Consider the following 12,290-nt stretch of genomic DNA (forward strand, 5'->3'; position numbering starts at 1 on the left):
TACTGGTTTAAAGTTAATCCACTATAATCCACACAGGTCGTCTGAAAAAGAAAACCGCAAGTGATATTGCCTTGCGGTTTTCTTTTAAACAAACATCCTACGGATTATTCATCTGTTGCTTCGATTTCGGAAGCTTCTTGCTCTGCTTCCTGCCATTGCTGGCGGCGGCTGCGGTGGTAGGTCAAACCGGTACCGGCAGGAATCAGACGACCTACGATTACGTTCTCTTTCAGACCGCGCAACTCGTCTTGCTTGCCCATAATGGCGGCTTCGGTCAGAACGCGGGTCGTTTCTTGGAACGATGCGGCAGAAATAAAGCTGTCGGTTGACAAGGAGGCTTTGGTAATACCCAACAATACATTTTCGTAACGTGCCGGTTCTTTGCCTTCTTCCAAAGCTTTTTCATTGGCGGTCATGACATCGCCGCGTTCGACTTGCTCACCGGTAATGAATTCGGTTTCACCTGAATCGACAATATTCACACGGCGCAGCATCTGACGGATGATGACTTCGATGTGTTTATCGGAAATCTTCACGCCTTGAAGACGGTAAACCTCTTGCACCTCTTGAACGATATAACGCGCCAGTGCTTCGATACCTTGCAGACGCAGAATATCATGCGGATCTACCGCTCCGTCTACGATGGTTTCACCGCGGTTTACCACTTGACCGTCGTGCACCAGAATTTGTTTCTCTTTGGAAATCAAAGTCTCGTATGCTACGCCGTCTACATCAGTGATAATCAGACGCTGTTTGCCTTTGGTCTCTTTACCGAATGAAACGGTACCGGTAATTTCTGCCAGCATACCTGCATCTTTCGGCACGCGTGCTTCAAACAGCTCGGCAACGCGCGGCAGACCACCGGTAATATCGCGGGTTTTGGAAGAGGCTTGCGGGATACGCGCCAATACGTCGCCTTTACCGACTTCCTGACCCTCGCGCACGGTAATCACTGCACCCACAGGGAATGCCATAGATACCGGGGTGGAGGTACCTGGAATACAGATTTCCAGACCGTTTTCATCCAACAATTTTACAGTAGGACGAAGCAGTTTGGATGCGCTGCCGGAACGGCGCTTGCCGTCGATAACCACCAAGGTAGACAAACCGGTTACATCGTCAGTTTGTTTGGCAACGGTTACACCCTCTTCAACATTTTCGAATTTCACCCAACCTGCGTGTTCGGTAATCATCGGACGGGTATGCGGATCCCAAGTTGCCAACGTTTGACCGGCTTTAATGGCTTCACCATCTTGAACCATCAAGATCGCACCGTAAGGCACTTTGTGGCGTTCGCGTTCACGGCCGATGTCATCATGGATAACTACTTCGCAAGAGCGACCGATGACAACCAATTCGCCTTTATTGTTGGCAACATAACGCATTTGGCTGCTGAATCGTGCCGTACCGTTGGATTTGGCTTCAACTTGGCTGGCTGCTGCCGCACGGGATGCCGCACCACCGATGTGGAACGTACGCATGGTCAACTGGGTACCCGGTTCACCGATAGACTGAGCGGCAATCACGCCAACTGCTTCACCGGCATTAACCAGTTTGCCGCGTGCCAAGTCGCGACCGTAACAGTGCGCACACAAGCCATGGCGGGTTTTACAAGTAATCGGGGTACGGACTTTGACCTCATCCACACCGGATTGATCAATCATATCCACCAGTTTTTCCGTCAACAACGTACCGGCTTCAACCAAGGTCTCGCCACTTGACGGATCGACAACGTCAGACGCGGTAACACGACCCAAAATACGATCGCGCAATGCTTCAATCACATCACCGCCCTGTACGACCGCTTTCATAACAAAGCCGTCTGAAGTACCACAATCGTCTTCAACAACGACCAAGTCTTGAGTTACGTCTACCAGACGACGGGTCAGGTAACCGGAGTTCGCGGTTTTCAATGCGGTATCCGCCAAACCCTTACGCGCACCGTGGGTCGCAATAAAGTATTGCAATACAGTCAGACCTTCGCGGAAGTTTGAGGTAATCGGCGTTTCAATAATCGAGCCGTCTGGTTTTGCCATCAAGCCACGCATACCAGACAACTGTTTAATCTGAGCCGCAGAACCACGGGCACCGGAGTCTGCCATCATATAGATGGAGTTAAATGACTCTTGATCGACTTCGTTGCCATCACGGTCGATAACTTTTTGCTTGGACAAGTTGTCCATCATCGCTTTAGCGATTTTATCGCCGGCACGACCCCAAATATCCACCACTTTGTTGTAGCGTTCACCGTTGGTGACCAAACCTTGACGGTATTGGTCTTCGATTTCTTTAACCTCGGCATTGGCTTCAGCCAACAAGGCTGCTTTTTCTTTCGGAATTTCCATGTCGTCAACAGCAATGGAAATACCGCCTTTGGCTGCGAATCCGAAACCAGTATACATCAAGTGGTCGGCGAAAATAACCGTATCGCGCAAGCCGCACAGGCGGAACGATGCGTTAATCAGTTTGGAAATTTCTTTTTTCTTCAGCGCTTTGTTGATGTACTCGAAAGGCAAGCCTTTAGGCAGGATTTCGCTCAACAATGCACGACCGACAGTCGTTTCGTAACGGGTAACGACTGGCTCGAATTCACCGGCTTCGTTTTTCACCCATTCACGCAGACGTACGGTGATTTTCGTACCCAGCTCAACCTGTTTGGTATGGTATGCACGATGCACTTCTTTCACATCAGCAAACAGGCTACCCTCACCTTTAGCATTGATGCGGTCGCGAGTCATGTAGTACAGGCCCAATACGATGTCTTGGGAAGGTACGATAATCGGTTCGCCGTTTGCAGGAGACAATACGTTGTTTGAAGCCAGCATCAAGGTGCGCGCTTCCATTTGCGCTTCCAAGCTCAATGGAACGTGTACCGCCATTTGGTCACCGTCAAAGTCGGCGTTAAACGCGGCACATACCAACGGATGCAGCTGAATGGCTTTACCTTCAATCAGGATGGGTTCAAACGCTTGAATACCTAAACGGTGCAGGGTCGGCGCACGGTTCAGCATAATCGGATGTTCGCGGATGACTTCCTCCAAGATGTCCCATACTTCCGGTACTTCTTGTTCTACCAATTTTTTCGCTGCTTTAACGGTAGAGGCCAGACCTTGTTTTTCCAGTTTATGGAAAATGAACGGTTTGAACAGTTCCAAAGCCATTTTTTTCGGCAAACCGCATTGGTGCAGACGCAGGTATGGACCTACGGTAATCACGGAACGACCGGAGTAGTCCACACGTTTACCCAGCAGGTTTTGACGGAAACGACCACCCTTACCTTTAATCATGTCTGCCAATGATTTCAGCGGACGTTTGTTGGCACCGGTCATGGCCTTACCGCGACGGCCGTTATCCAACAGCGAGTCAACCGCTTCTTGCAACATACGTTTTTCGTTGCGGACGATGATGTCAGGAGCGTGCAGTTCCAGCAGGCGTTTCAGACGGTTGTTACGGTTGATGACGCGACGGTATAAATCGTTCAAATCGGAAGTGGCAAAACGACCGCCATCCAACGGAACCAAAGGACGCAAATCAGGCGGCAATACCGGCAGCACGTCCATAATCATCCACTCCAGTTTCATACCGGAACGGTGGAAGGCTTCCAACACTTTCAAGCGTTTGGCGATTTTTTTGATTTTGGTATCTGAACCGGTCGACTCAAGCTCTTGGCGCAGGATTTCGATTTCGCCTGCTACATCCAAGGTGCGCAACAATTCGCGGATACCTTCTGCACCCATTTTGGCATCGAAATCGTCGCCGTATTCGTCCAGTTTGTTGTAGTAGTCATCTTCAGTCAGCAATTGACGGCGTTGCAGCGGAGTCATGCCGGGGTCGGTCACAACAAATGCTTCAAAGTACAATACGCGCTCGATGTCGCGCAAAGTCATGTCCAACACCATGCCCAAACGAGAAGGCAGGGATTTCAAGAACCAAATGTGTGCAACAGGTGCGGCCAATTCGATATGACCCATGCGTTCACGGCGTACTTTGGACAAAGTCACTTCTACGCCACATTTTTCACAGGTTACACCTTTAAATTTCAAGCGTTTATATTTTCCGCACAAGCATTCGTAGTCTTTGACCGGACCAAAGATTTTGGCGCAGAACAGACCATCACGCTCAGGTTTGAACGTACGATAGTTGATGGTTTCAGGCTTTTTAACTTCGCCGTAAGACCATGAGCGGATGGTTTCGGGAGAAGCAATGCCGATTTTGATGGCATCAAACTCTTCTTCCATGCCGGCAGTTTGCAACGGATTAAATAAGTTCAACAAATTCATTTTTGCTCCTTGAAGGAAGTATTTTTACCGCGTGGCGGATTTTCGATATTGGAAACGGTACGTTGCGGTTTCAGACGACCTGATAGGTTCAGATTCCGATTCATTCATTCTTATTCTGCAACCGCTTTTTCAGACGACCTAAAGAGGTCGTCTGAAAACTTCTGTTTAGTAACGTTCCAAATCGATATCCAAGCCCAGTGAGCGAATCTCTTTAACCAATACGTTGAAGGACTCAGGCATACCGGCATCGATTTTGTGTTCGCCTTTGACGATGTTTTCGTACATTTTGGTACGGCCTGTTACGTCGTCGGACTTCACGGTCAACATCTCTTGCAGTGTGTAGGCTGCGCCGTATGCTTCCAGCGCCCAAACCTCCATCTCACCGAAACGTTGGCCACCAAACTGAGCTTTACCGCCCAGAGGCTGTTGAGTAACCAGACTGTACGGACCGGTAGAACGCGCGTGCATTTTTTCGTCAACCAAGTGGTGCAGTTTCAGATAGTGCATCACACCTACTGTTACCTTGCGGTCAAACGGCTCGCCAGAGCGTCCGTCATACAGTGTGATTTGGGTTTTGCTGTCGTTAAAGCCCAGTTTTTCGACTTCAGGATCATCGCTCGGATAAGCCAAATTCAGCATTTCGCGGATTTCGGATTCTTTCGCACCGTCAAACACCGGCGATGCGAAAGATGCGCCTTTACGCAGATTGGAAGCCAGTTCGATGATTTCTTCATCAGTCAGGGCATCCAAATCTTCTTTCTTACCGCTGCCGTTGTAGAGTTTGTTCAAGAACTCGCGCAGCTCGCTGGCTTTGCGTTGTTCTTTCAGCATACGGTCGATACGCTCGCCGATACCTTTTGCTGCCCAACCTAAGTGAACTTCCAAAATCTGACCGATGTTCATACGGGAAGGTACGCCCAACGGGTTCAGTACGATGTCCACAGGACGACCGTCCGCCATGTACGGCATGTCTTCCACAGGCAGAATGCGCGATACCACACCTTTGTTGCCGTGGCGGCCCGCCATTTTGTCACCGGCTTGCAGACGGCGTTTGATGGCGATAAATACTTTCACCATTTTTTGTACGCCTGGTTGCAACTCGTCGCCTTGAGTCAGTTTTTTCTTCTTGATTTCGTACAACTCGTCCGCTTCTTCGCGTTTTTGTTGCAGACTCAATTTAATCAGTTCTAATTGTTTGGCCAAATCTTCATCAGCCAAACGGATATCGAACCAATCGTGTTTGCTAGGCAAGCCCGCCAGATATTCTGTCGAAATTTCGCTGCCTTTAGCCAGCTTCATCGGACCGCCGTTGGCTTTTTGGCCAACGATCATACGCTCAATACGGTCGAATGCGTCGTTATCGAAAATACGCAACTGGTCGCCCAAGTCTTGACGGTAACGTTTCAGCTCGGAATCAATAATGGATTGGGCACGTTTGTCGCGTTGGATACCTTCGCGGGTAAAGACTTGAACGTCGATAACCGTACCGCTCATGCCGGTAGGCATACGCAACGAAGTGTCTTTTACGTCGGATGCTTTTTCACCGAAGATGGCGCGCAACAGTTTCTCTTCAGGAGTCAGTTGGGTTTCGCCTTTAGGTGTTACTTTACCTACCAACACATCGCCTGCTTCCACTTCCGCACCGATGTAAACGATACCGGATTCGTCCAAACGGTTTTGCATACGCTCGGACAAGTTCGGAATATCGCGGGTAATATCTTCCGCACCCAGCTTGGTGTCGCGGGCAACGACATTCAATTCCTCAATGTGAATCGAAGTATAGCGGTCGTCTGCAGCTACTTTTTCGGAAATCAGAATCGAGTCTTCATAGTTATAACCGTTCCATGGCATGAAGGCGATGGTCATATTTTGACCCAAAGCCAATTCACCCAAATCGGTAGATGCACCGTCAGCAATCAAATCGCCGCGTTGCAAAACGTCGCCGGCTTTGACGGCAGGACGTTGGTTGATATTGGTAGATTGGTTGGAACGAGTGAATTTAACCAAGTTGTAAATATCGACACCCACTTCACCAGCAGTCGCTTCATCGTCATGAACACGAATCACAACACGGTTGGCATCGACATACTCAACCACACCACCGCGGCGGGCAACGATTGCAGTAGCAGAGTCAACAGCAACAGAACGCTCAATACCGGTACCAACCATCGGTTTTTCAGGACGCAGGCACGGTACGGCCTGACGTTGCATGTTGGCACCCATCAATGCACGGTTCGCATCATCGTGCTCCAAGAACGGAATCAGAGATGCCGCTACGGATACCACTTGACCGGTTGCCACGTCCATATATTGCACACGGTCAGGCGTTGCCATAATGGTTTCGCCTTTTTCACGACAAGTTACCAGATCACCAATCAAATTACCGTCTTTGTCCAAATCAGCATTCGCCTGTGCAATCACATAACGACCTTCTTCGATAGCAGACAAGTAATCGATTTCCTCGGTTACTTTGCCGTCGATAACACGGCGGTAAGGAGTTTCCAAGAAACCATAATCATTGGTACGTGCATAAACGGACAATGAGTTAATCAAACCGATGTTCGGACCTTCAGGCGTTTCAATCGGACATACGCGGCCATAGTGAGTCGGATGCACGTCTCGCACCTCGAAACCGGCACGTTCACGAGTCAAACCACCCGGGCCTAACGCAGATACACGGCGCTTGTGGGTTACTTCAGATAAGGGGTTGGTCTGATCCATAAACTGACTCAATTGGCTTGAGCCGAAGAATTCTTTAATGGCAGCAGAAACAGGTTTCGCATTAATCAAATCATGTGGCATTAAGTTTTCTGATTCCGCTTGATTCAGGCGTTCTTTTACGGCACGTTCCACACGAGCCAAACCGCTGCGGAATTGGTTTTCAGTCAACTCACCTACCGAACGCACGCGACGGTTACCCAAGTGGTCAATATCATCCACTTCACCATGACCGTTACGCAATTCAACCAAAGTAGCAATTGAGGCAACAATATCTTCGACGCTCAGAACATAACCGCCTTTTTCGGCAGCACCTGCGAAAGTTTCGTTCAACAAACGGCCATACCAAGACTGCTGTTGTACTTCAGACAATTTTTGCTCATAAGTACGCGTATTGAATTTCATACGGCCTACGCGAGACAAATCGTAGCTGTCTTCACTGAAGAACAAGCGGTTAAACAACTGCTCGACTGCTTCCTCGGTAGGCGGCTCGCCTGGGCGCATCATGCGGTAAATCGCAACACGCGCTGCTTGTTGATCAGCAGTCTCATCCGTACGCAGGGTATTGGAAATATAGCCACCCTGATCCAATTCATTAATGTAAAGCGTAGTAAGCTGTTTTACACCATGAATATCAAATTTTGCCAATAATTCTTCAGTGATTTCATCATTGGCCACAGCCAATACTTCACCCGTTTCAGGATCAATCAAATCCGCGGCCAAAGCTTTGCCAATCAGACTTTCCGGCTCCACATCCAAACGGGTCAATCCCGCATTACTGATATCACGGATATTTTTTGCGGTAATACGTTTGCCTTTAGCAACCAAGACGTTGCCTTCTTTATCCAAGATATCAACTTTGGCAGTTTCACCTTTCAGACGACCTACAACCAAATCGGTTTGAACACCATTTTCAGACAGATAGAACGTTTCTTTATCGTAGAAAATATCCAAGATCTGCTCATTGTTGTAGCCCAAAGCCTTCAACAAAATCGTAACCGGCATTTTGCGGCGACGGTCGATACGGAAATATAACAAATCTTTCGGGTCAAATTCGAAATCTAGCCACGAGCCACGGTAAGGAATGATTCGAGCAGAGAACAACAATTTACCGGAGGAATGAGTTTTACCACGGTCATGCTCAAAGAACACACCGGGAGAACGATGCAACTGAGAAACAATTACACGCTCGGTACCGTTAATGACAAACGAACCACTTGGAGTCATCAATGGGATTTCGCCCATGTATACTTCATTTTCACGAACTTCTTTGACTGTCGGTTTAGACGCTTCCTTGTCTAAAATAACCAGTCGGATACGCGCGCGCAAAGGGGCTGCATAAGTGATTCCGCGCAATTGACATTCAGGAATATCGAACAAAGGCTCACCCAACGTGTAATGCACAAACTCCAGACGCGCATAACCATTGTGGCTTACGATAGGAAAAATAGAATTAAATGCAGCCTGCAGACCATCGTCAGTGCGCTGATCAAAAGCATTTTCTAATTGCAGAAATTTCGCATAAGAATCAATTTGTGTTGCCAACAAAAAGGGAACGTCCAATACGTTCTCTCGTTTTGCAAAACTCTTACGGATACGTTTTTTCTCGGTAAACGAATAGTTCATATACACTCCGAAAAGCAATTTTAAAAAAGAGGTCGTCTGAAATAACGCCTATTGTTTGTGTTATTTACATTTATTTAAACTTAGCTTGCGAATAAATTGCAAATAAATGTAAATAACAAATTAACCTAATAACAATAAGCAAAATAAGGCTGGCAGAAAACTGCCAGCCTTAACAGGAAGCATCAAATTATTTGATTTCGACTTTAGCGCCGGCTTCTTCCAATTGTTTTTGGATGTCTTCAGCTTCAGCTTTAGAAACACCTTCTTTAAGAGTTTTAGGTGCACCATCAACGATGTCTTTAGCTTCTTTCAGACCCAGACCAGTAATTGCGCGGACTACTTTAATCACGCCAACTTTTTGGTCACCGGCAGAAGCCAATACTACGTCAAATTCAGTTTTTTCTTCAGCGGCAGCAGCACCAGCACCAGCAGGACCTGCAACTGCAACAGCAGCAGCAGAAACGCCGAATTTTTCTTCAAAAGCTTTAACCAAGTCGTTCAATTCCATTACGGTCAAAGAACCAACTGCTTCCAAAATGTCTTCTTTAGTAATAGCCATGCTATTTATACTCCAAATATTGTATTAAAAAATAATTGATTAACAGAAACAAAATTGATTAAGCGGCTTCTTCGCCTGCTTTTTTCTCTGCCAAAGCAGCCAAACCGCGCGCAAAGCCTGATACAGGAGCTTGCATAACGAACAACAGTTTGGACAACAGCTCTTCGCGGCTCGGAATAGAAGCCAACTCAGCAACCTGAGCAGCATTCATTACTTCACCATTGTAAGAACCGGCTTTAACTACAATCTTGTCATCTTTTTTCGCGAATTGGTGCAACACTTTAGCAGCAGCAACAGCATCTTCAGAAGCAGCATAAACCAATGGACCAACCATTTGATCAGCCAAAGCTGCGAATGAAGTACCCTCTACTGCACGACGAGCCAATGTGTTTTTCAGAACGCGCAAGTAAACGCCTTCTTTACGCGCATTTGCACGAAGCTCAGTCATACTGGAAACACTGATACCGCGATATTCAGCAACCACGAGAGTCTGAGCGTTAGCAATTGCTGCGCTGATTTCCTCTACGGCTACTTTCTTGGTTTCAATATTGAGACTCAAGGTCTACCTCCCACTGTTTATAAACAGGATATCGGAATGATATCCCACCAGCGCGGTAACCTAAAAAGACATCTTACAAGCAATCTTGCAATGTGTTTCAGGACTACCGTCTGCGTAGGGCAGTTACGATTAAATCTTGCGATCCCTACGGTCTTGGACATCTACTTAATTCTAAGTAGCCCAAATTCAAGCAACTCAAAAATAGAGTTGCGTGAAAATTTCTTAGATTAGTTATTCACGCTTGATGTATCAACGCGAACACCTAAACCCATAGTGCTGGATACAGCAACTTTTTTCAGGTACTGACCTTTAGCAGCAGCGGGTTTAGCTTTAACGATAGCGTCCAGCAACGCATCAAAGTTCTCTTTCAAATCGGCTTCAGCGAACGAAGCACGACCGATAGTTGCATGAACGATACCAGCTTTGTCTGTACGATATTGCACTTGACCTGCTTTTGCATTTTTAACTGCTTCAGCCACATTAGGAGTAACAGTACCCACTTTAGGGTTTGGCATCAAGCCACGCGGACCCAAGATAGTACCCAACTGACCAACGATGCGCATTGCATCAGGAGAAGCAATAACAACGTCAAAGTTCAGATTACCTGCTTTGATTTCAGCAGCCAAATCTTCAAAGCCGACAACATCAGCACCAGCTTCTTTAGCTGCTTCAGCATTTGCACCTTGAGTAAATACCGCCACGCGGGTTGTTTTACCAGTACCTTTAGGCAGAACAACTGAACCACGGATAACTTGGTCAGATTTACGCGGATCAACACCCAAGTTGAAAGATACGTCAACAGACTCGTCAAATTTAGCAGTCGCTGCTTTTTTTACCAAAGCAATTGCTTCATCAATTGCATATAATTTATTGGCTTCAACAGAAGAGCGCAAAGCTTTCAAGCGTTTAGATACTTTAGCCATTATACAACACCCTCCACATCTAAACCCATTGAGCGAGCAGAACCAGCAATAGTGCGAACAGCAGCATCCAAATCAGCAGCAGTCAAATCAGGTTCTTTAGTTTTAGCAATTTCTTCCAACTGAGCACGGGTCAATTTACCCACTTTGTTTGTCAGAGGATTAGAACTACCTTTTTGCAAACCGGCAGCTTTTTTCAACAGAATAGAGGCCGGAGGAGTTTTCATCACAAAAGTGAATGACTTATCCGCAAATGCAGTAATTACAACTGGAATCGGCAAACCAGGCTCCATGCCTTGAGTTGCAGCATTAAATGCTTTACAGAATTCCATAATATTCAGACCACGCTGACCCAAAGCAGGACCAACTGGGGGAGATGGATTGGCTTTACCTGCAGGAATTTGCAGTTTGATATAGCCGATAATTTTCTTTGCCACTTATAGGACTCCTAAAAACGGGTATAGCGCGGAACCATTTCCGCTTCCCAAAAAAGAATTCAGCATTATATTTACTTAGAGATTTTTTTTCAAGGGATTTAAAAACTTAAATCTTTTCTACTTGACCAAACTCCAGCTCAACCGGGGTTTCACGACCAAAAATCTGAACAGAAACCCTCAATTTATTACGCTCATAATTCACTTCATCTACAATACCGTTGAAGTCAGCAAAAGGTCCTTCGTTTACACGAACTTGCTGCCCCACTTCAAATTCAACTTTAGGTTTAGGCTTCTCAACTCCAGAACGAACCTGTTGCAAGATTGCATCAGCTTCTCTTTGAGAAATCGGAGTAGGCTTATTTGCCGTACCACCAATAAAGCCTGAAACTCGAGGGGTACTTTTCACCAAATGCCATGAGTCATCGGTCATTTCCATTTCGACCAAAACATAGCCCGGATAGAACTTACGCTCGCTAATGGTTTTGCGACCATTTTTAATATCGACCACTTCTTCAACCGGAACAAGAATCTGACCGAAATAACCTTCCATGCCTTCGCGAGCGATACGCTCTTTTAGGGTCTTCTGGACATTTTTCTCAAAGCCGGAATAAGCCTGCACAACATACCAACGTTTTGACATTTTTACCCCCTCTTCAACAACACATCAAAAAACAGCCAGGAAATAGCACTGTCTGCCGCGTAAATAAATACTGCCAAGATTGCAACAAATATAACGACGAAGATCGTCATCTTAACTGCATCATCTCGCGTAGGCCAAACAACTTTTTTAAACTCAGACCATGAGTTTTTAAAATAGGAAAGCAGCCCTTCTCGCTTAGGCGGCGTAGAATGATTGCCGGATGTTACAAGCTGACCCGACTTTTCTGCTTTATGTTCAGATGTATGTTCAGTCATCTTTACTCACTCACCACAGCATCAAAGTCGCACTATCTCACTCATGCAATGGTTTAAATTAATTACTAAAAAAGAAATGCAAAAAAATTAACCGGCACAGGGCCGGTTAATTTTTTATTTGGCAGGCCAAGAGGGTCTCGAACCCCCAACCCTCGGTTTTGGAGACCGATACTCTACCAATTGAGCTATTGGCCTCTAAACTTAAGCGATGATAGAAGAAACCACACCTGCACCTACGGTACGACCACCTTCGCGAATCGCAAAGCGCAGACCTTC

At 46.7% G+C, this 12,290-nt stretch carries 9 protein-coding genes and 1 tRNA gene; all 10 read right to left on the reverse strand.

Features of this window, described 5'->3' with window-relative positions; translation table 11 throughout:
- Positions 1-104: 104 nt before the first annotated feature.
- Positions 105-4,280 carry a DNA-directed RNA polymerase subunit beta' gene (gene rpoC, locus HMPREF3066_RS06625; protein WP_003760500.1) on the reverse strand — a complete coding sequence of 1,392 codons (4,176 nt, stop codon included), beginning with the start codon at positions 4,278-4,280 and terminating at the stop codon, positions 105-107.
- Positions 4,281-4,445: 165 nt separating this feature from the next.
- Positions 4,446-8,624, reverse strand: coding sequence for a DNA-directed RNA polymerase subunit beta (rpoB, locus tag HMPREF3066_RS06630; protein ID WP_070441377.1), 4,179 nt, complete (start codon positions 8,622-8,624; stop codon positions 4,446-4,448).
- Positions 8,625-8,811: 187 nt separating this feature from the next.
- Positions 8,812-9,183 (reverse strand): 50S ribosomal protein L7/L12, encoded by a 372-nt coding sequence (gene rplL, locus HMPREF3066_RS06635; RefSeq protein ID WP_003677916.1) that lies wholly within the window; start codon positions 9,181-9,183, stop codon positions 8,812-8,814.
- Positions 9,184-9,241: 58 nt separating this feature from the next.
- A complete protein-coding gene (rplJ, locus tag HMPREF3066_RS06640; protein WP_003760504.1) occupies positions 9,242-9,742 on the reverse strand; it encodes a 50S ribosomal protein L10 in 501 nt (166 codons plus the stop codon).
- Positions 9,743-9,969: 227 nt separating this feature from the next.
- Positions 9,970-10,665 carry a 50S ribosomal protein L1 gene (gene rplA / locus HMPREF3066_RS06645; protein ID WP_003763421.1) on the reverse strand — a complete coding sequence of 232 codons (696 nt, stop codon included), beginning with the start codon at positions 10,663-10,665 and terminating at the stop codon, positions 9,970-9,972.
- Positions 10,665-11,099, reverse strand: a complete 435-nt coding sequence (rplK, locus tag HMPREF3066_RS06650; RefSeq protein WP_002220151.1) for a 50S ribosomal protein L11 — start codon at positions 11,097-11,099, stop codon at positions 10,665-10,667. Before rplK ends, rplA begins: the two co-directional genes overlap by 1 nt.
- Positions 11,100-11,205: 106 nt before the next feature.
- Complete coding sequence (gene nusG, locus HMPREF3066_RS06655) at positions 11,206-11,739, reverse strand: transcription termination/antitermination protein NusG (RefSeq protein ID WP_003760509.1); 534 nt, start codon at positions 11,737-11,739, stop codon at positions 11,206-11,208.
- Positions 11,740-11,741: 2 nt separating this feature from the next.
- On the reverse strand, positions 11,742-12,014 hold the full coding sequence (secE, locus tag HMPREF3066_RS06660; RefSeq protein ID WP_003779769.1) for a preprotein translocase subunit SecE: 273 nt from the start codon (positions 12,012-12,014) through the stop codon (positions 11,742-11,744).
- Between the two features lie 119 nt (positions 12,015-12,133).
- Positions 12,134-12,209, reverse strand: a tRNA-Trp gene (locus tag HMPREF3066_RS06665).
- A 6-nt stretch (positions 12,210-12,215) separates the two neighbouring features.
- On the reverse strand, positions 12,216-12,290 hold a 75-nt coding region (locus HMPREF3066_RS12315), incomplete at its 5' end, for an EF-Tu C-terminal domain-related protein (protein ID WP_452299608.1).

This window comes from Neisseria sp. HMSC03D10 (assembly GCF_001807625.1).
In the GTDB taxonomy this organism is placed as follows: domain Bacteria; phylum Pseudomonadota; class Gammaproteobacteria; order Burkholderiales; family Neisseriaceae; genus Neisseria; species Neisseria mucosa.